This window comes from Peribacillus frigoritolerans (assembly GCF_040250305.1).
Classification (GTDB): domain Bacteria; phylum Bacillota; class Bacilli; order Bacillales; family DSM-1321; genus Peribacillus.
Genome location: NZ_CP158190.1, coordinates 3,109,666 through 3,130,821 on the forward strand (window position 1 = coordinate 3,109,666; position 21,156 = coordinate 3,130,821).

At 37.0% G+C, this 21,156-nt stretch carries 17 protein-coding genes and 1 pseudogene; 5 read left to right on the top strand and 13 right to left on the bottom strand.

The features are described from left to right. Positions 1-37: 37 nt before the first annotated feature. The 3 genes from ABOA58_RS15235 to ABOA58_RS15245 all read right to left on the bottom strand — a co-directional run bounded on the left by ABOA58_RS15235 (position 38) and on the right by ABOA58_RS15245 (position 2,355). Positions 38-748 carry a B3/B4 domain-containing protein gene (locus ABOA58_RS15235; RefSeq protein WP_350299059.1) on the bottom strand — a complete coding sequence of 237 codons (711 nt, stop codon included), beginning with the start codon at positions 746-748 and terminating at the stop codon, positions 38-40. Between the two features lie 87 nt (positions 749-835). Beyond that, a complete protein-coding gene (locus ABOA58_RS15240; protein ID WP_350299060.1) occupies positions 836-1,474 on the bottom strand; it encodes a LysE family translocator in 639 nt (212 codons plus the stop codon). A gap of 248 nt (positions 1,475-1,722) precedes the next feature. After that, complete coding sequence (locus ABOA58_RS15245; protein WP_350299061.1) at positions 1,723-2,355, bottom strand: FMN-binding negative transcriptional regulator; 633 nt, start codon at positions 2,353-2,355, stop codon at positions 1,723-1,725. Between the two features lie 134 nt (positions 2,356-2,489). Between ABOA58_RS15245 and ABOA58_RS15250 the strand changes: the two genes are divergently transcribed. Then, a complete protein-coding gene (locus tag ABOA58_RS15250) occupies positions 2,490-3,875 on the top strand; it encodes a PLP-dependent aminotransferase family protein (RefSeq protein ID WP_350299062.1) in 1,386 nt (461 codons plus the stop codon). 372 nt (positions 3,876-4,247) lie between these two features. On the opposite strand, the gene ABOA58_RS15260 is transcribed toward ABOA58_RS15250, so the two are convergent. Further along, complete coding sequence (locus tag ABOA58_RS15260; RefSeq protein ID WP_350299063.1) at positions 4,248-4,859, bottom strand: FMN-binding negative transcriptional regulator; 612 nt, start codon at positions 4,857-4,859, stop codon at positions 4,248-4,250. A gap of 565 nt (positions 4,860-5,424) precedes the next feature. Between ABOA58_RS15260 and ABOA58_RS15265 the strand changes: the two genes are divergently transcribed. The 3 genes from ABOA58_RS15265 (at position 5,425) to ABOA58_RS15275 (ending at position 7,460) form a co-directional block, all read left to right on the top strand. Continuing rightward, positions 5,425-6,348, top strand: coding sequence for a LysR family transcriptional regulator (locus tag ABOA58_RS15265; protein ID WP_350302888.1), 924 nt, complete (start codon positions 5,425-5,427; stop codon positions 6,346-6,348). Between the two features lie 116 nt (positions 6,349-6,464). Next, positions 6,465-7,103 carry an HD domain-containing protein gene (locus ABOA58_RS15270; RefSeq protein WP_350299064.1) on the top strand — a complete coding sequence of 213 codons (639 nt, stop codon included), beginning with the start codon at positions 6,465-6,467 and terminating at the stop codon, positions 7,101-7,103. A 210-nt stretch (positions 7,104-7,313) separates the two neighbouring features. Continuing rightward, complete coding sequence (locus tag ABOA58_RS15275) at positions 7,314-7,460, top strand: hypothetical protein (RefSeq protein ID WP_350299065.1); 147 nt, start codon at positions 7,314-7,316, stop codon at positions 7,458-7,460. A gap of 12 nt (positions 7,461-7,472) precedes the next feature. Here ABOA58_RS15275 and ABOA58_RS15280 read toward each other — a convergent pair whose 3' ends face one another. From ABOA58_RS15280 to ABOA58_RS15305, 6 genes are all read right to left on the bottom strand, one after another. Continuing rightward, positions 7,473-7,610 (bottom strand): hypothetical protein, encoded by a 138-nt coding sequence (locus tag ABOA58_RS15280; protein WP_350299066.1) that lies wholly within the window; start codon positions 7,608-7,610, stop codon positions 7,473-7,475. A gap of 345 nt (positions 7,611-7,955) precedes the next feature. Continuing rightward, a complete protein-coding gene (locus ABOA58_RS15285; RefSeq protein WP_350299067.1) occupies positions 7,956-8,999 on the bottom strand; it encodes an aldose epimerase family protein in 1,044 nt (347 codons plus the stop codon). 254 nt (positions 9,000-9,253) lie between these two features. Further along, entirely contained in the window at positions 9,254-10,648 is a 1,395-nt protein-coding gene (locus tag ABOA58_RS15290) for a sugar porter family MFS transporter (RefSeq protein ID WP_350299068.1), read from the bottom strand. A gap of 310 nt (positions 10,649-10,958) precedes the next feature. Beyond that, entirely contained in the window at positions 10,959-12,383 is a 1,425-nt protein-coding gene (gene araA / locus ABOA58_RS15295) for an L-arabinose isomerase (protein WP_350299069.1), read from the bottom strand. Between the two features lie 52 nt (positions 12,384-12,435). Continuing rightward, positions 12,436-13,131, bottom strand: coding sequence for an L-ribulose-5-phosphate 4-epimerase (locus tag ABOA58_RS15300; protein WP_054395601.1), 696 nt, complete (start codon positions 13,129-13,131; stop codon positions 12,436-12,438). Between the two features lie 22 nt (positions 13,132-13,153). Next, on the bottom strand, positions 13,154-14,764 hold the full coding sequence (locus ABOA58_RS15305; RefSeq protein WP_350299070.1) for a xylulokinase: 1,611 nt from the start codon (positions 14,762-14,764) through the stop codon (positions 13,154-13,156). 333 nt (positions 14,765-15,097) lie between these two features. Here ABOA58_RS15305 and ABOA58_RS15310 point away from each other — a divergent pair, with 333 nt between their 5' ends. Next, positions 15,098-16,189 carry a GntR family transcriptional regulator gene (locus ABOA58_RS15310; RefSeq protein ID WP_350299071.1) on the top strand — a complete coding sequence of 364 codons (1,092 nt, stop codon included), beginning with the start codon at positions 15,098-15,100 and terminating at the stop codon, positions 16,187-16,189. A gap of 822 nt (positions 16,190-17,011) precedes the next feature. Here the strand turns inward: ABOA58_RS15310 and ABOA58_RS15315 are convergent. From ABOA58_RS15315 to ABOA58_RS15325, 3 genes and pseudogenes are all read right to left on the bottom strand, one after another. After that, positions 17,012-17,977: a carbohydrate kinase family protein gene (locus ABOA58_RS15315; RefSeq protein ID WP_350299072.1), complete on the bottom strand. Its 966-nt coding sequence runs from the start codon at positions 17,975-17,977 to the stop codon at positions 17,012-17,014. A 117-nt stretch (positions 17,978-18,094) separates the two neighbouring features. Further along, positions 18,095-20,029 (bottom strand): glycoside hydrolase family 32 protein, encoded by a 1,935-nt coding sequence (locus ABOA58_RS15320; RefSeq protein ID WP_350302889.1) that lies wholly within the window; start codon positions 20,027-20,029, stop codon positions 18,095-18,097. 78 nt (positions 20,030-20,107) lie between these two features. Further along, positions 20,108-21,151, bottom strand: a pseudogene (locus ABOA58_RS15325) (glycoside hydrolase family 32 protein); the annotation flags it as partial. Positions 21,152-21,156: the final 5 nt, after the last annotated feature.

Sequence of the window (21,156 nt, forward strand, 5' to 3'; positions counted from 1 at the left end):
AATTCCATAACATTTGCAGACAGAGTATGCTATTTGACTAATCAAAGATTGTAATTTCCCTATTATTAATATCTAATACTTCAATCTTCACAATACCACCAAGTTTATGTGACACTAAATCAGACAATTCTTTTAGCGCCATATGAAATTCATTACTTCTTGTTTCATCTAATAATTCAATGCAGAGGAATGCATTTTTTGTATTTTCTGTTAGCATCGTCCTCAGAGTTTCACGCCAATTCCAGCATCTGCATATTGCTCCGTCATCATCTTTATAAACAATTTCACCTTCATATGGTGAAGCATTTTCATCTTCTCCCAATGGGATAAACGGTTCGTTTCCATTTGCCTGCGTTAGCCGAATATCGCCTACGAAAGTGTCGATATCTTCTCCGCCGCATGGAAGCCCATAACGCAATGAAATTGAATTATAGATGTCAACAAGCGGGTTTATTGTTCCGATATGATTGCCATTTTTCACTCTTTTTAATAAAGCTTCAATGGAACACCTTGCCCCTTTCTTTGTCTTGAATTTCTGAAAAGCTTCTCGCCAAACGAATATGACTGGATTACTACTCAATTCCTCCAGACTGAGAAATTTATGTGCTTCTTTCTCTGCCTCCTGCAGCAGCTTCTCGCAGAATTCAACGTCCTTTATTGAATTGTCAATCCCCTGGCAAATAAGGGTGCCTATTTTTGCATGAGGGAATAACGACCAAAAATCATCTTCAATGATAAATCTAGGCATAAATTCTCTCTCCATTTCATTTTACTTATTGTCTTAGTGGAATCGCTATTTGTTGTGTAACAACTCGATAAATTTCATCAAACACTCTTATGTTTTGGAGGGACTCGCAAAGGCGGAGAATACCCCTAGAACAATATATAAATAACCAGTTATCCGATTCTGCAACTTAGAATTTACTTCACTACCCAGAATCCGCTTTCTAATACTTGCTGCAAGAACTGCATACAGACCATCACTAATAAAAGCTAGGATAATAAAAATAATTCCTAAAAGTAAAAATTGTATTGTGACTGATCCGGCCGAAGGTGATATGAATTGCGGAAAGAAGGCTAAAAAAAAGAGTGCTGTCTTAGGATTCATTACTTCTACGAGCGCAGATTCGTAAAATATCTTTAATAACTTTTTGCGAGGGGCTTTTGGAATTTCTGAAGCCGTTCGATCAGATGTAGAAAATAAAGTCCTACAACCCAGATAGATAAGATAAGCAGCACCTAAGTATTTAACGATATTAAAGGCCGTTGCTGATGTCATAAGGATTGCTGAAACTCCAATTGCTCCAGCTAAAACGTGAACAGAACCACCAAGAGATACACCAAGAACTGATACTATGCCCGCTTTCTTCCCTTGATCAATACTTCTTGCCATAATATACAACACAGCCGGTCCAGGTATTATTAACAATGTAGCAGCAGTAATTACAAATAGCCAAATATTTGAAAACTCCATAAAAAGCAACTCCTTGTTGTATTTTTGCATATGTTTTATTGGGCTCCTCCTCGATGGTGAAAGCAAGGTTACACTTTTTTAAGGTTCGCTTTCATCAAGGAGGCGATTTGTTGCTCATTTAGAAAAGGAATCTGTTCCAACAGTTTTATTATGAGCTCTTGTCTGTGTAAGGAATGGTTTTGACTTACCTTTGCTTTCCCTTAAAAGTGATAAACACCATTTTTGCTTTTAGGGGTGCCACTCAAAAATCATTTAATTAACCCATTCCTTTGCTCACGCATCCATTGAGCAACCTGAATTTCCCCTTGTTCATTTGATTTCTCAAGCTCTGTAACAATCGCTTTGTAATCAGTGTCATTACGATTTTGACTCATTTTGGCTGCAGCTTGAATAGATGTGATTTCAATTTCAAAGCCCACTATTCCTTTCATTTCTCTCTTAAGCAACTCTGGATCAAACGTTTCCCAGGTCCGACCATTTTCTCGGTGAGACTCATAGTGATTAAGCATGGTATCCAAGGAGGAAATCAGCTCGTCTTCAGTGATTAAACGTGCTGATCCATACGCATGTACAGCTAGATAGTCCCAAGTAGGAACCTCTTCGCACTGATACCAACTTGATGAAATGTAAGCGTGCTGCCCTTGAAAAATCAGTAACACATCACTATTATTGTCTAAGTTTTTTTTCTGCTTGTTTCCGTATGCAATGTGCCCAGTCGCATAGATTTTCCCTTCATCTTCCCGTATTTCCAATGGAATATGCGTAGCCAAGGGACGATGTTCATTAACAGTAATCAATAAGGCAAACGGGTTTGACTTCATAATTTGAACTGCCTCTTCATTTTTCATACGATATTGCTTAGGAATGTACACAATAATCATCCTTTCAAATTTGTATTAGAGTTTTTAAAAATATAAGCATTAAAAATAAATATCCGATAAAAAAATATTATTATACAAGTTGACATGAAAAAAGGTACAATAATAAATAAATATACATGTCAGAGGGAATGCAAATGAATAATACCATTTTTACTTTCAATGATAACTCCCCAAAATACAAACAAATCTACGAGAAATTTAAATCATATATTGAACAAGGAGACATATTGGCGAATGAGCAATTACCTTCCATTCGTCAACTTGCAGATTCCTTACATGTAAGCCGTAATACAACTTTACTGGCATATGAACAACTTGTTGCTGAAGGGTATATTCGTGGAGAAGGCAGAAAAGGTTATTTTGCAAATGAGTTAGAACCGCTAATATTTCAGGAGCCATTAATCTCTTATAATAAAAAGCAGACTGAGTCCAAGAAACTTCCGGTAGTTAATTTCAGGGCAGATGCCGTTGATCAAAAACATTTCCCGCTGAAAATTTGGAGGAGAATTGCTAATCAAGTATTAACTTTACAGGATAGCTTTCGATACGGGGAACCATTTGGGGAAGAATGCCTGCGCGAACAAATCTCCACATATTTATTCCAATCACGCGGAGTGAAAACAAATGCAAATGCAATTATTATCGGAAGCAGTACCCAACAAATGCTTGTATACCTTGGACATATAATGAAGGATGAATTCCAAAGCATTATAGTTGAAGACCCTGGTTACGACGGTGCTAGGGAAGCTTTTCAATTCCATCGTTTTATGTTTGAAACTTTGCCGGTTTATGAAACAGGTGCTGAACTTTCACAATTAGAACAAATGAAATCACGATTAATCTATGTAACCCCTTCCCATCAAAGTCCAATTGGAGTAAGCATGTCTATTCAACAACGGCAAATGCTTATTCATTGGGTTAACAAGATTCGTGGATATATTATTGAAGACGATTATGATAGTGAATTTCGCTATACACAAAAACCATTTCCTGCTCTTGCCTCCATCGATTCAGCAAGAGTCATTTATTTAGGGAATTTCTCGAAGTCCTTTCTTCCAGGAATTCGTTTAAGTTATATGGTCTTGCCACAGCCATTATTAAATCGTTTTAAAAATCAGTTTCTTCATTTTGAAGCTACTACCTCCCTGCTTAGCCAGCTGACAATGGCTAAACTTATGGAAGAGGGAGAATGGAGTCGACATATTAAACGCATGCGCCTTGTTTATAAAAGAAAAATGCAGCACTTAGTATCCGCATTAAAAGAGCAATTCGCTCAAAATATATCCATTATTGGTGAACAATCCGGTTTGTATGTATTAGTCAAAGTACATCTGAAGCATTCAGAAGAATGGTTAATTCAACAAGCTTCCTTTCATGGCGTTACGGTGTATCCTACGTCCCTCTACTTCATTAAAAATAACTCCGACGGACCAATGGTTAAACTAGGTTTCAGTAATCTTTCTTCAAATGAAATTGATGTGGGTGTGAAACTCTTAAAGAAGGCATGGTTAAAAGAATGACTCCACAATTCTTTTAACTAACGAATTGTAGCTGTTTTATTTGAATGTTTTGAGTGTTGCAATGATAAATAATCTTCATAGGGCCCTTAAATGGAAATATCCCCCTTATTAGTTATTGGATTTGGAGCGGGATTGGCGTTTCTTTCCACCCTTCCTATGGGGACAGCTTATGGAATATGGGATATGGGATAATCCGGAGATTGGAAGAACTAGTTTTTATTGTGATGACATTAAGTGCAGCTATAGATCTAAAACTTGCTTTTTTATAAATAAATTAGAGGATAATTTTAAGCCTAATTTCGATCTGAAATTAGGCTTAATTTTTTTAACAAATCTACCACATTAATTGAACAAGACAAAGTCGAATAACTTTTATTTTTGTAGATTTTTCTTCATAAGAGATGCTACTTGTATATTATCTTGTTGAGAAGTATTTTCTAGATGCTTAATAATTAATTCTTGACGTTCCACAGGGTGATTTTGACTTAATTTAGCTTTCGCTTCAATTTTTGTGATTTTTATTTTAAATGCTACAATCCCTTTACTCATTCCTTCGATAAAACTGGAATCCACATCACTTAAATTGTATGGGCTATCTGGATTTTCATATTTGTTCACCATATCATTCAGAGAATCGAATATGACTTTTTGATCTTTGACAATCTCCATCTTTCCATATAAATGGATAGAGACATAATTCCATGTAGGAACTGCCATCGTTGTTTCATACCAAGACGGAGATATATAAGAGTGAGGACCTTGGAAAACCGCAAGAACTTGTTGGTATTCTATATCCTTCCATTGTTCGTTTGGGCGGGCAAAATGACCATATAAAGCACTTTCACCTTTATTTAATGTGAGTGGAAGATGGGTAGCGTATGGTTCTCCATTGTGTTGAGAAAATAAAGTGGCAAAGCTGTACTTTTCGATAAAATCATAAATTATTTCTTCATCCTTGAGTTGAAAATGTTTAGGTATATACATGATTTAGCTCCTCCTGAAAAAGCCTTTGTCTTTTCGGCTATCCCCAATTTTAAAAACTAAGTATTATATGAGATATTTTATTATGTAAACTGACTTCTAAAAAGGTACAATTATTAATAATTGAACATGTCAACGGTGATTATAATTTTTCAAAGTTTAATTTTGCATTTAAGGATCCTTTTAAACCCTCTCCCCCGATATAGAAATGAAAGTTCATTGATTTCACCTTTTATTTTTGACGTATATAAACTTACATTTAGTGAATTAATTACATTTAAAATTAAATAACTTCCACCCGTATAAAATAAGGTATTTATGAGGAGCAATACTTCAATTTTAAGCAGTAATTAGATATGATTTCTGTTTAACCCGGCCCGTTATCCAACATCATAGTGAGTTATTTATGAACCAAAATAACAGATAGCTAATGGTGTTTTTTACCCAGCAATCACGCCAAATTATGGAATAATTCCTTCAAATAAAGTAACTTAATAACTAGATTATTTTATTGGAGCATACATACAGATAGCCAATAATTATTTTCATTAGAAAGGATTGAAATAGTATCGAATTAAGACATTTAGAATATTTTTTAATGGTCAGTAAAGAACTACATTTTACAAAAGCAGCTGAAAAATTAGGAATTTCGCAACCAACTTTAAGCCATCAAATTAAAATGCTTGAACAAGATGTAGGCTATGCACTATTTAACCGTATTGGCAAGAAGATTGAACTTACTAAGGTGGGTGAAATCGTACAAAAAGAAGCATTGAATATTCAAAATTCCTTACAAAGTATATCTTCTCAAATTAAAGCCCTTACAAAAGTAGAAATCGGGGAATTGAAAATTGCCGTGTTACCAGGAGAAATAACTGATTTGGTATCCACTTTGTGTATTAAATTCAACCAATTATATCCAAACATAAAAGTGCTTGTTCAAAGTACGGATCAAGTGGAAAAGGCTGTTTTAGAGAATCAAGCTGATTTTGGTATTGGTTTTGAATTCAATCGTGATGATATGTTGACGGTGACGAAGTTGTATGATGAAGAATTTTACCTGATTAGTAATCAAAGTAATGGAGATCAGAAGGTTTCATTTTCCGATGTTTTAGATAGTTCTCTTATTTTATTTCCAAATATCCATCAATGCAGAAAAATACTTGATAAAACGAGTCTTGAGGTTGGCAGGCAGTTAGAACCTATTGTCGAAACGTCTAGCATTGAATCTATCTTGAAGCTCGTTCGAAATGGGGTTGGCCGCAGTTTTGTTTCGCGGACATTATATGAATTTTATGATACAGAGGATTTATTTTTCCAACGTATTGAAAAACCCACTTTGACTAGATCTGTTTATCTCGTGATGAAAAAGAATCGTTTTATCAATTATGCAGCACGTAAGTATAATGAGTTATTATTATGTGAAATCGAAAGGCTACGTTTTCATACAGAAAAAGATGAGATAGCTTCTTTAAAAAGTTCTATATTATAGTTTTTATCTATTATTATCATAGAAATGAATGGATAGATAAATGATAAATTCCTCTTTACAATGAATACAAGTTCATGGGGATAAGAACTATCAAATTGTAAAGGGGATTTTCAATTATGTTTCAAGAAGTAGCAGGTATTAAAATTCCAGATTCTCGATTGGCTAAAGAAGCAGCAGATCTTTTACGCGTGCATGGGGACGACTTGTTGTGGAATCATTCCAATCGTGTATTTTTATTTGGCGCAGTTAACGGAAAAAAAACGAAGCAGAATCATGATTTAGAGTTGCTTTATGTTAGTGCATTATTCCATGATTTAGGTTTAACAAAAAAGTTCAGCAGCCCAGATTTACGATTTGAAGTAGACGGTGCAAATGCAGCGAGGAGCTTTTTACAACAGTATCAAATTCCAGATGAGTCGATTCGTCTTGTATGGGATGCTATTGCATTACATACGACACCTGGCGTTGCAGAACATAAAGAAGCTGAAGTGGCACTACTCTTTTCAGGTGTTGGTTTAGATGTGATGGGAGATGGCTTTGAACAATTCCCTGACGACTTGCGAGAAGAAATTATAAAAGCATTCCCACGTAACAATTTCAAAAAGGACATTATTCCAGCGTTTTATGAGGGCTTTAAGCATAAGCCAGAAACTACTTTTGGCAATATGAAGGAAGATATTATTGAATATTTTAGACCAGAATATAAAAATAAAAATTTCTGTGATTGTATTTTGCATTCTCCTTGGACAGAATAGGGTACAAAAATGACAACGTAACAGCGAATCGTGGTAGAAAGTTAAGACCAAAAGGAAATATCGACTAAGGAAGCTACCACTTTATTAAAGTTGGTCATTGCATGAGTATGAGTGGTGTTGTTGCCTTAAAAAGATTGATTAATTTGGATGAAACCATGCATACATTGATTAAAAAATGAAGCACACGGAAGTCACATAGGCGTAGTTATTATGCCAACAAATCCTGGTTGCCTATTACAGATGAAACTTGGTATTGAACGTGAAGGACTCACACAATCAATGCGTGCCCTTCATCTAATTGAACTTTTAGCTGAAGCTGCCATGATCGGGTTATTAAATTCCTTCATAATGTTTTGAATAGCACGTCATCTACACCGCCATAGAAGGATATTTCAGCGTTTGCCGTTTGGATTTTGCAAATGGGATCTTCTGAAGAGTAGATCGTATAGATTTTTTATTTTCGGCATGTAATGTAACGGGGACAATCGTTAATTTTTGTTGCGGCATAGGAAAAGCACCTCCTTTGATTGATACAAGTATCGTACCAGGAGGTGCTGCGTATTTAATATGCGCTGTTTAAATGGGGGCTTTCCTTTAACCGTAGTTTGCGACCCACTATCTAACTGTTTACGCTTAAAGATATAAGTTATCCTTTATCCTCTATCCTTCAAAACTCTGTTCGAGTGAGTGGCTAACTCTTATTCGGCGGGAATCCCACCCGATATATGTAACGGCCTATGCTCGATCGCTCTGACAGGCACCGGATGCTGATCCTAACTAGCAGCCGAATCGATGTGAAATTATCGAAACCAAATCCACCTGTTCGACGCTTTAACACACTGACTGGAAACTTCAGCTGAGTGGCGTCCTTACCTCAATTTTGTATTTTGTTTGGGAAGTATAATTTTCGCCTGCTAATAAAAGAATATCTCCAAAATCTTCAAACTCAATCGCTCCTGGAGCAGCTTGGGTTTCAAACGTTATTCCGCCGTGTTGAATTAATTTTTCTCCGTGCATAAGTGGCACACCTTTCACAAAGTTTGCAGTGTAAATGACAACCGCAGGCTCTTCTGTGTATACCTCGACTGTTATTTTCTGGTCAGGACTAATTAATTTGGCTGCAGTTTGATGAAGTCCTGAGCACGTAAGGAAGAATGGATGGTCGATTCCTTGAACCTTTTTAACTTCTGCGTCAATGGCTTCAAAGGTTGATTTTAATTTTTTCGGGGTTCGAAAATCATAAGGCGTGCCAATTGTGCTTCGCTTTTCCCCAGTTACCGTGGTATCGTCATTTACTGGTGCAAATTCTCCAGAAAAGATTTGTAAGAAATGATCATCGATTGGATTGCTTGGATGCCCTGTTAAGTTAAAATAGACGTGATTGGTTGGATTAAAAACTGTGTCTTTATCACTTATTGCTTGATAGCTCACTGACCAAATATTTAAGTTGTCTAATGTATAAATCACACTTACTTTCAAATTCCCCGGAAAACCATTCTCGCCATCAGGTGAGTGGGTTGAAAAGATGATCGATGCACTTTCATCCGTCTCCTTCACTTCATAATCCCAGATTTTTTCATCGAATCCAGGGCTGCCACCGTGTAATGTATTCCCCAATTGATTTACAGATGTTTGGTAACGTGATTCGCCAATTGAAAATTCGCCATTTTTTATTCTGCCAGCGACTCTTCCTATTGTTGCTCCATAATAAGTTTCTTTTTTGTAATCCTCAATTGAGTCAAATCCTAATACGATATTTTTACGACCCGATTCCGTTAAGACGAAAAGATTGACGATTCTTGCACCAAAGTTTGTTACTTCTATTCTTACTCCATGATCATTTTCTATAGTAAACAGCAAAACTTCATTTCCAAACGAGCTTTGTGATACTTTCACTTCTTTCGGCTCCTTTCCCTATTAAGTTGCCTTCATATAAATACAAGCTAAAACACCATGAATTGCACTAAAAGTTCAGCAAACATTTTAATAGTTGAAAAGCCGAAGTAGCAACTTCGGCCTTAAGAACGGGATTCATATGAGTAAATCAACATATTCTTGATGAAGTATTTTCCTTATGCCCCCTGATTTAAAATCTCTTCTATTCTCGTATAGCTTCTTTTAATTCCGCTCCAAACCTTAATAGGTCTAATTTAAGCACTTTTCCCCTTAGCTTGTCTACTTTCCCCAATTTTTTCAATTTCCTCCAAAGTATGACCTCTAGTTTCAGGAACGCATGTCCGGATAAATAAAACACCAAGTAAACAAATAGCACCGAAGATTGCAAAAACAGCTTCTTGAGACATCGAAGCAGTCATGATTGGAAATAGCAATCCAACCAAGAAAGAACCAATCCAGTTAAATGATGAAGCTAATCCTGACGCACGCCCGCGAATTACCAACGGGAAAATTTCTCCAACTATGACCCAAGTTAAAGGAGCCCACGTGAATGAATAAAGTGCTACATAGATACTTAAAAAAACGACCATCATCATCGGATTTGCATTAGGGATTAATAAATTCAATATTGCCGGCAAAATAAAGGATAGCCCCATGATAGTTCCGCCGATTGTTAATAAAGTACGGCGATTAAATTTATCAGCAATCATTAGGAATATTAATGAACCTAGTACGAGAATAACCCCTTGAATAATCGGCCACATCAATACTGAGCTGGCTTCATGCCCTGTTGCTTTTTCCACAATCATAGGAATGTAATAAAAAATTGCGTTCGCTCCCTGGAATTGTTGAAACGCAGCAACACCCACACCAGCCATTACTAAATAACGGTATTTGTTACTTAAAAGTGTACCCCATGATGCTTTTTGATTTACCTTTGCTTCCTCTTTAACAGTTTCTTGAATTTGCGTTATTTCAGAATCAATTTGTTCTTTGTTAGAGCGAATATAGCCCAACACCTTACGAGCTTCATCAATTTTATTGTTCTTAATTAAAAAACGTGGTGATTCGGGTAATCTTGACACTCCAATAAATAAGATCAAAGCAGGTACGGCAGCCAAACTAAGCATCAACCGCCAAGCCATTGTTCCTGGTAAGTCTTTCAATAAATAAGCGACAATGTACGAAAGCAACATTCCAGAGACAATCATTGTTTGATTAATTCCTGACAGACGTCCACGTAAACGTGCAGGCGCCATTTCCGACATATAGGCTGGGACCAACGCAGAAGCAGCACCAACAGCCAACCCTAATAAAATCCGGGCAACAATCATAAAAAGGAGCCCATTATGTGGGGATATTCCTGCCAAAATGGATCCAACAGCAAAAATGATAGAAGATATTAAAATCATTTTGCGCCGTCCTAAACGATCAGAAAGTTGTCCTGCCATGGCACCTCCAAAAATAGCTCCAAACATCAACGAAGAGGTAATCCAGCCAATAGCACCAGGGTTGTTTTGAAGGTTCCAATCATGTTGCAGAAAAGGCAAAGCACCCGTCATAACGCCGATATCATATCCGAAGAGAATGCCTCCAAAAGCCCCAAAAAAATAAATGAATCCACTTGAGATTTTCTTTTCATTAACCATTTAAGTTCCCCCCTAAAGGTTTTAAAATTATATTTAATCCCACCACGAAAAATATTGATTGCTTTTTGAGAAATAATAATAGTGTTTTCAAACTACAAATACATGCCAGTTTCCATCGTAAAAATTATTTATTAGGATGAATTCCGTGTCGTCATTGTCTATTAAAACGCTTTCATCTTTTCCCTAAAAAACACGAAAACGCTTACGAAAATAAAGGGATCATACTAATGGTCACTATTTCCATTCTTCAACTTCTGGATTACCTATTTTTTCCCTCCAAGGAAGCATAGCCTCCTTGGAGGGAGAGACATTACTTAATAACTACGTATTCCAAGCCAACAAGTTTGGCATAGGTTATGATTTGGTCTGTTGTTAAATTCAATGATACAACTGTATGGTGACCGCCACCATTCTCAAGCCAAGCTTTCACTCCATCTTGGAAGTTTGGCTTCACTTCCCAAAGTACACGGGCCACTGGCAGGTTTGGTGCTGGAACTGTTGGCTCGAATGCAGAAACCTCATTAATCAAAAGTGTATAGTTTGTACCAAAGTCAGCCATGGAAACAACGACACCGTCTCCTGCTTTGCCGTCGAATACTAAACGTGCTGGATCTTCACGATCACCTATACCTAATGGAGATACGACAATTTTTGGTTTGTTACTTGCTAAAGATGGGTCGACTTCAAGCATATGTGATTGAAGGATTGATTCTTGTCCAGCAGCTAATTCATATGTGTAATCTTCCATAAAGCCAGTTGATTGGTTATGGCTCATCACTTTCAGTAAGCGATCAAGTGCTGCCGTCTTCCAATCTCCTTCACCCGCAAAGCCATATCCTTGTGCCATCAAACGTTGAACGGCAAGACCAGGAAGTTGTTTCATTCCATATAAATCTTCGAAGTTCGTTGTAAAGGCCGTGTAACCGCCATCATCAAGGAAACGTTTAATCGCAATTTCATAGCTTACCTGTACCTTTACGCTTTTCTCCCAATCTTCCCTACTGTAGGTACCATAATCAAATTCATAAAGGCCTTCGTATTCTGCAAATAAAGCATCAATTTCTTCATCAGTAACAGCATTTACATATTGAACAAGGTCTCCGATTCCAAAATAATCAACTGTCCACCCAAATTGGATTTGCGCTTCTACCTTATCCCCTTCGGTTACTCCAACGTTACGCATGTTGTCTCCAAAGCGAGCGACCTTAATGTTGAAGCTTTCGTTATAAGCAACCGCTACGTCCATCCATTGTGCAATTTGCTGTCGCACTTCATGGCGCTCCCAATAACCTACAACAACTTTATTTTGTTTTTTCAAACGGGCATTGATAAAACCATATTCACGGTCACCATGCGCGGATTGGTTCAGGTTCATAAAGTCCATATCAATCGTTGCCCAAGGAATACTTTCATTGAACTGTGTAGCTAAATGAAGCAATGGTTTTTGTAATAATTTTGTTCCACGAATCCACATTTTTGCAGGTGAGAAAGTATGCATCCAAGTGATGACACCGGCAACTTCGTCACGATAGTTGACTTCTTTCATGATGCTTGTGATTTTATCTGCACTAACAGCTAAATCTTGCAATACAAGTGGATAAGGTAAAAAACCGCTTTCATTTAATGCATCGGTTATCTTTTGTGCATGCGCCTTGACCTCTGCTAACGCTTCTTCCCCATATAGATGTTGTGATCCTACGACGAACCAAAATTCCTTTTTTTCTGTTGTTAACATAATAATCCTCTTTTCTTAATTCTAATGGTTTGATAATTTAATAGAGTTGATCTTACTTTTGACCGTAATAAGCATATTTTCCATGTTTTCGTAAATAGTGTTTATCCAAAATATTTTGTGGTAATTCTTTTGCAAAATGATTTAAATCCCGTGTAAATAAATTCATTTTCGAAACTTCATCCAACACCACACTATTCATTACGGCGGATTTTGCATCTTTGCCCCAAGTAAACGGACCATGACCATGAAGTAAGACACCAGGAACGGCTAAAATGTCTAACCCACGCTCTTCAAATGTTTCGATGATTAACTTCCCAGTCTCCACTTCGTACCCACGATCAATCTCCTCTTGTGTTAGATAGCGGGCACATGGGACGGATCCGTAAAATGTGTCTGCATGAGTGGTCCCCATCGCTGGAACATCAAGGCCTGCTTGAGCCCAGATTGTCGCCCAAGTTGAATGAGTATGTACAATGCCGCCGATTTCTTGGTAATACTTATAAAGTACTGCGTGAGTCGCTGTATCTGATGAAGGCCTCAACTCTCCTTCAACAACATTGCCATCTAAATCAACAACGACCATATCACTGGCTTTCATCGTTTCGTAATCAACACCACTAGGTTTGATAACAAATAAACCGCTTTCACGATCAATGGCACTTGCATTTCCCCATGTATATTTCACGAGACCATATTTAGGCAAGTCCAAATTTGCTTGAAATACCTCTTCTTTCAGTTGTTCTAACACGTCAATCCCTCCAGTTTTCCACTCATAACATCAAATTGTCTACAGCAGCCTGCTCAATCACTAAACCCTTCCTGTATCTTTCAATAAATGCTTCAAATCCTTTAACATCTACTTGATCAGGATAAATTTCTTGTCCATAAACCTCTTCGAATACTTTTTTGTCGAGGAAGTCTTCTAAACTTTCTTTTTGATCTTTATTCATCATGTAAGATGCAAGAATCGCCATTCCCCACGCGCCGCCTTCTCCTGCTGTTGACATAACTGATACTGGAGTATTCATTGCAGCCGCAATAATTTTTTGTCCAACAAGAGGGGTTTTAAATAAACCACCGTGAGCCAAAATACGATCAATTGCAACATTTTCTTCTTTTGTCAAAATACCCATTCCGATTTTCAATGCACCGAAAGCAGTAAAAAGGTGAGTCCGCATAAAGTTTGCTAAATTGAATTGACTCTCAGGCGAGCGGACAAATAATGGTCGCCCTTTTTCTAATCCTGTGATATTTTCACCTGAGAAATAACCGTAGCTAAGCAAACCGCCACCATCTGGATCCGCTTCCAAAGCCTTATTCAACATTACTTCAAATAATTTATTTGTATCAATTTTTTGTCCCATTGCCTCAGAAAATTCACGGAACAATCCCAGCCAAGCATTGAGATCACTTGAACAGTTATTCGCGTGAACCATTCCAACTGGACTTCCGTTTGGTGTAGTTACCAAATCAATTTCTGGATATACTTTTGAAAGTTCTTTCTCTAGTACAATCATGGCAAAAACGGAAGTTCCCACTGAGACGTTGCCAGTACGTTTCCTCACACTATTCGTAGCAACCATTCCAGTTCCAGCATCGCCTTCTGGTGGGCAAATTGGAGTGCCTGGTTGTAAATTACTTGATCTATCCAGGATTTTCGCTCCAATTTCGGTTAATTCACCCGCTTGCTCGCCTGAAATGTAGACTTTAGGAAGAATCTCTTTTAGCTTCCAAGGATAACCTTTTTTCGCAATTAATGCGTCAAACTGCTTGACCATTGGTTCATTGTAATCTTGCGTTGATTCATCAATTGGGAACATGCCTGAAGCATCTCCAATGCCAATTGCTTTATTACCAGTCAATAACCAGTGAATGTATCCAGCCAAAGTCGTAATATAATCAATGCGAGGCAAATGTTTCTCTTCATTCAATATTGCTTGATAAAGATGAGCAATACTCCATCGTTCAGGGATATTAAATTGAAATTGATTAGTTAATTCATTTGCTGCAACTCCAGTTGTTGAGTTACGCCAAGTTCGAAACGGAACAAGTAGCTCCCCTGTACTGTCAAAAGCCATATAGCCATGCATCATTGCAGAAAATCCAATAGAACCTATTTTTCGAATTGTAATTCCGTAATTCCGTTCAACTTCTTCCTTCATTTCACTATAAGCTGTTTGCAAACCAGTGATAATATCCACTAAGTTGTACGTCCAAATTCCATCTTCCAAGAGGTTCTCCCACTCATAACTTCCAGATGCGATTGTTTCATAACGATTATTAATCAACACCGCTTTAATACGTGTGGATCCAAATTCGATTCCAAGTGAAGTTTCTCCCCCGGTAATCGCTTGTTTAATTTTTAATATATTCGTTTGCACGTTAATCCCCCTTCTGGCAGCGCTTTCAATAAAAGGAGGCGCTTAAATTTAGTAACAACCATATTATATTTTTTGTACGTACATTTGTCAACATTAAATATTATTTATACTTACAACTTTTAAGAAAAATCCTCAACCCTCACTTTAAAATTAGTAATAAAGGAATTTATATGACTAAGTGGTAAATAGGAGGAATTTATAACTTTTCGATAATTTATACAAAAAACTAAGGTGAGTTGTTTTAATTTATTCAAAACTATGTTAGAATATGTCCGCACAAATATTTCAAGCAAATAATTAGAATGCAAACAACTATGAAAGAAGTGAGATTTAATGAAACCAAAGTATCAGGTAATCATTGATGATTTAAAAAATAAAATCCTTACAGGTGAATATAGTGTAGGGGAACAAATTCCTACTGAAACTGTCATGCAAGAAATGTACAACGTTAGCCGACACACTGTACGAAAGTCCATTTTAGAATTATCAAACGAGGGATTCTTAAGAAGTGAAAAAGGATCTGGTACATATGTTAGTAACCAATATCAATCAAAATCTGGTGGCAATTCCAAAAATAAAACCATCGGTGTAATCACGACCTACATTTCTGATTACATTTTCCCTTCTATTATCCGCGGAATTGAAAGAAGATTGAATGAAGATAATTATTCGTTATTATTAGCCAGTACAAATAATGATGTCGAACAAGAAAAAAAAGCCTTGGAAATGATGTTGTCATTTGGCGTGGATGGTTTGATCATTGAACCTACAAAAAGCAATCTATACAATCCCAACATCGCTTACTACCTATTGTTTAAGGAACAAGAGGTTCCATTCATCATGATCAACGCTTATTATGAAGAGTTAGAGGTTCCTTTCTTTTGCCTAGATGATGTGCAGTCAAGCTATCTCGCAACAAAAGAATTGATTTCGAAAGGACACACCCAAATTGGAATCATTTCGAAGATGGATGATTTACAAGGAAAGTATCGAATGAAGGGATATATAAAAGCACTTGGAGAAGCCAAATTACGCTTTCAACCAGAGCAATTGCTTTCGTATACTACAGAAACGAAGCTAGACCTATACACGAACTTGAAAGGGTTCTTAAATGAAAATAGAGACGTGTTGACTGCCATTGTTTGCTATAACGACGAAGTAGGGTTGGAGGTAGCAAATGTATGCAGACAACTTGATATTTCTATTCCCGAACAATTATCGATTATTGGCCAGGACAATTCTTATATTGCGAAAAATGCTAATATCAAACTAACGACATTGACACACCCACAAGAACAAATGGGACATGATGCAGCTGATTGGGTCATTAAGAAATTACAAGGAAAGAAGGATTTACCAAACGAAACCTATTATCAACCAGTGTTAATTGAAGGTGAAACTGTCAAAGAGTTAGAAATACAATAATCTTAGTGTGTGATCAATCACTATATAAATGGAATTAGAGGTTTTTGGGAATGTTTGTCTAATTCTTATTAGGTAACCAATCATACCTATGTGGAGGTAGTCAAATGATGAAAACCATTCAAAAGGAAACCCTTAACCCAGAAATCCTAGAAATAAAAAAATGCTTGCACGGTTTAAAAGATTTAAGGATGTTTTAGCGCTACCAATGTATCTTGATGTAATTTAAAGGGTCGAAACTATACGGAAATCGCCGATATGATAGGATGTACCAAGCAAACGGTGTACAATTATATACTGGCTATCGAGCTAACCTGCCCCTTTAGTTGCATAAGAAAAAGGAGCTGTTGATCAGCTCCTGGTAATGAAGTAGCACCTGTTTGTAGAATAATCAATTTAAAATCCATTACCCTGGAATATTATTCTCATTAATTCTACGGCCATAAATTAAACTAAACCAACAAATATACTAAGACCTAAAGCTAATTTTCTCAGAAGTCCTTTCTCACTGAGAAAAGAGAAAGATATAATGATTCCACATATCATCACTACACGAAACGTTGTTACTCCAGGATCACTTTCGAAGATCGATTACGTGACTTTCATACACGTTTATTTGAAGTGGATTTCGAGATGCGGAGTCCATTGTTATTTGCTTTCCCATGCCCCTTCACCCGATCGGCTAGAACAGAACTCTATAACACTCTCTGCTAGTCTACTTTCCCCGGCTGTTAATACCGCCTCTGAAGTAGGATATTCCTTTAACATCAATAAAGAAACCTTCGAATGTAGATCCCAAAAAAATCCGAAACGATATGATGAAGACTAAATCTTATATATATCCTCTTCGTTTGGTAGAGAAGAAATCGCTCCTACCTTCGTACACACTACGGCACCTACTTTATTTGCAAAAAGAATGATCTCTTTAAGTTTACTAAAATCACTAAAAATTGTGTCATAGGACTCAAGATTTGCAAATTGAAATAAAGCAGCACCGACAAATGCATCACCAGCACCAGTTGAGTCAATTGACTTTACTTCGACACTGTTTATTACACTCATTCCACTTCCATTTGAAAGAAGAGTGCCTTCCCATCCAAGGGTAACAGCCACAATTTTTACCCCTAATTGATGGAGCATTGCTATTCCATCATATTTATCCATTTTTCCCGTGATTAGTTCAAGCTCTACTTCACTTACTTTTACAAAGTCAGCCATTGATATTCCCTTTCTAGCTAAACTAATAAATTCAGCCACTCTATTTTTCCATAAATCATGTCGGAAGTTAGGGTCAAACGATAGAAATATCCCCCTATTTTTTGCAAATTCCATTGCCTTTAAATAAGTTGTTTTAAAAGGGTTTTCCAGAAATGCAGTTGCAGATCCAAAGTGAATGATCTTTGCACCACTTAATCTATCTAGGTATAAGTTATCCTCTGTTAAATTTCGATCCGCTCCTCTATTGAATACAAAATCCCTTTCACCATTTGCTTGTAAAGAAACAAACGCTAAAGTAGTTGGTGCTAAATCGTCAGTAACAATCATCGATGTATCAACCCCTACCTCTTTTATCGTTTCTATTAAAAATAATCCAAATGGGTCATTTCCTACTTTTCCAATAAGACTCGCTTCCCCACCTAGCTTTGAAATAGTAGCTGCGACATTTGCTGGTGCACCCCCGGCTTTCTTTAGAAAATGATTACCTTCTATTAAATTAACATCAATATCTGTACAATAAAAATCGATCAAAAGCTCCCCAACGCATATGACTGCGCGGTTTGTTTTATTCATTTACATTACACTCTCCATTCTTGTGATTTAGGTAAAATGAAAGGCTATCGATCATTTTCGACAGCCTTCATAAACTCTTACTATCAACCCCTCTTTAATAGGATTGAAATTTAGTCTTTATCTTTTCCATATACTCTTTAAAGGGTATATTTTCAAAGACTTTAATGTAACTTCTCCACCCTTACTATAAATTTGTAATCCTTTACTTGATGGATCCGGGAAAATTTGATCAGAAATAACCGTTTCACCTTTGTTTCCAAACACTTCTACAGCAGATCGGTCAATGAAAATATGCATTTTCACAGTCCCATTTAATGCATTTAACGGTCCGTCATGCTTACCGACTACATTGTTCCCATAATCAAAGCTTCCTGAACTTGAACGGTCTACGAATAACTGTTTGGTGGCAACATCATAGCCAATAGTCGTATATTCAGTTGCTCCTTTACGAACTTGAAAGCCGAATTCAGTTGCTTTTATATCATCTACATCAAACTCAGCTATCATTTCAAATGTATCTTCTGATAGTTTAGATAGGAGATTACTTTCACCAGATATGACTTTATTTTTATATGAATTTTTTTCACTCTTATCTCGAATGGTTTTTAAAGAAACTGGTGTTTGTTTTAAACGTAAACCTTCATCTGTCTGAGTTAGCTCCATCTTTCTTGGCAATGTCGTTGAACTTCTCCAAGTCGAGGTTGGTGTATTATTTGCATATTGCCAATTACTCATCCAGCCAATCCAATATTTTTCGCCATTCTTACCTTCAATTCCGCTCCAATCTACTGCGGCATAATAATCTGCCCCGTAGTCAGTCCATAACACTTGATCGGAAGGATTTTCATTTTTAAACGTTTTCCCGTCAAAGGTACCTACAAAATATTGCATACCTGACCCGCCTGCAGGAGCGCCATCATTAATGCTTACCTGTAGTACCCATTTTGTTTTTGAAGGATCACCATCAATTGGTAATTCGATTAGAGTAGGACATTCCCAAATCCCTCCGTTACTACCATGAGTAGAAGGTATCCACTCTCCAGAAACAGCAGACCAGTCTGTAAGGATGCCGCTTTCTTTCGAATCGTCTTTCTCAGGCTCTTTGGCAACTTGGTCAACTTCATTTGGCATGGCCCCTTCATTATAAACATTAACATCATCCATGTTTAAATGACCCCAACCACCTGTAGCTTGGTCTACAGCTTTAATATATAACACTTCTCCAATGTATTTAGAAGCATCCCAGACGTATTTTTGATATTTTTCTTCTTTAAATTTGGTATTGGCTTGTCGAATTAATTCTTGATTATCAGAGGCTCTCACTAACGAAACATAGCGGTTGTTGATATCATTACCACCGCCCAACAGAAAGTTGATTTCTCCAGAGCCATCTAGTTTAAAATATGAGGAGTGTAGTTCACCTGTTGCGTCATCTCCCTTTTGAAGATCAGTAAACCCCCATAAGTGGTAGTTTCCTTGGTGGCCGAAATCCCCTCCCCAGTATGATGCTACATTTGTCACATGATCGTTTGTGAAAGCATTACCTTCGATTGTACTCCACCCAGTTAGATCACCTGTCTCAAAATCATGATTAGTAATTTCCTTCTCATTTGTCATGATGTTCTTACCAACTTGAACATTCTGGAATAACGTGGATGAATTCCAAACATTTAAGCCAAAATGCCCTGATGAAAAAGTTGAATCATTTACATCATGAATGAGATTACCATCTAAAGAAATTTTAATATTTTTCCCATGAGTGCTTGCTTTTAAATGGTACCTTTTATCTGTATCTAGATTTATTGTTTTTTCAGCTAGAATGGATATGTCTCCATTTTCGATTTTCATGAATTTTATTGTATCGTTTAAAGCATCGATATTCGCCATATAACCGTTTGTTGCATTAGGATCTGCACGAAAAACGAGCGAGCCCGCTCCATTGCCACCTTTTTCCCCAGATATCTCTATGTTTGCTTCATAAAAAAAGTTATCCCCTGTTTGACCACTCATTACAAAAGCATCCTCCGTAGATGTTCCACTTTTTCCATCCATCGTGTTCTCCCAGCTTCCGTTTACATCTGTCCATTTTGATAAATTGGTTTCAAAGTTAGATGTATTCTTGAACTCCACATTTCGAAAGGCAGCCGTTGAATTCCACGCTGACAATCCATAGTATCCATAATCGAATTCTATATCTGTTTTTTTTATAACAGATTGATCGTTTACAGAGACTTGAATTTGATCCCCATCTGTTTCCACCTTCACATGGTAGGTAGTTGAAGTTTTGAGGGTAAAAGGTTTTCTCGCAATTTCCTCGTTTGTTCCATCTACATTCTTACTTAATGTTATGACATCGTTTTTGGCATCTAAGCTCGCAACATAGCCGTTCTTTGCACTCCTATCTGACCGAAAAACTAAACCGCCTGCCCCTTCTCTCCCATTCTTCTCATTAAGGGTAATATCTCCCTCATAGCTAAATGATTCACCTGTCTGGGATGACATGGTATAAGAAGTTCTGTCTAAGCTATTTGCTTGTATTCCACCATCTTCGCCGAATTCACTTGCATACTCCCACTCTTTTAAATTAGGTGAGGTATAAAACATGATCTTATCCTTAGCCGCTAACGACATAACCCATTGGTTTGATTCTTCATGCCAAAATACTTTAGGATCGCGCCAATCTCGTAAAGGAGGGTCTGGCATTACGGGATTCCCTTTATACTTTTCCCAGGTTCTTCCTTTGTCTAGGCTATACGCTATACTTTGGACTTGCTTATCCCCTGCATGCGTAAAGATGGCAACCATTGCTTCTTTTCCAAAGCCAGCTGTATTGTTCCAATCAATAACAGCACTCCCCGAGAAAATCTGACCGTTTTCATCCGGCGATAAAGCAATCGGCAAATGCTCCCAATTAACAAGATCTTTACTGACAGCATGCCCCCAATGCATCGGTCCCCATGTCGTTCCATACGGATGATATTGATAAAACAAATGATATTCACCTTTATAAAAAACCATACCATTCGGATCATTCATCCAGTTAGCTTCAGGAGAAAAATGAAATTGATTACGGTATGGTTCATTATAATACCCAAGGTCTTCTGCATATGCACTATTAAATGGTAAACAAGTGACAGTTGAACATATTAGGAGAATACTAATAATCCTCTTCACTTTTA